This is a genomic window from Pantoea sp. USHLN256 (assembly GCF_037149875.1).
Taxonomy (GTDB): Bacteria; Pseudomonadota; Gammaproteobacteria; order Enterobacterales; family Enterobacteriaceae; genus Pantoea; species Pantoea nemavictus.
The window spans coordinates 1-224 of the sequence record NZ_JBBCQO010000047.1; the positions used below are offsets into that span (position 1 = coordinate 1).

1 rRNA gene is annotated in these 224 nt (G+C 54.0%); it reads right to left on the reverse strand.

Annotation, left to right across the window (positions count from 1 at the left end):
• Positions 1-224, reverse strand: a 23S ribosomal RNA gene (locus tag WFL93_RS24335); the annotation flags it as partial.

Here is a 224-nt window from a genome sequence, read left to right on the forward strand (position 1 = left end):
GGCGTCACACCGTATACGTCCACTTTCGTGTTTGCACAGTGCTGTGTTTTTAATAAACAGTTGCAGCCAGCTGGTATCTTCGACTGGCTTCGGCTCGGGGAGCAAGTCCCTTCACCTACGCGCCAGCGTGCCTTCTCCCGAAGTTACGGCACCATTTTGCCTAGTTCCTTCACCCGAGTTCTCTCAAGCGCCTTGGTATTCTCTACCTGACCACCTGTGTCGGT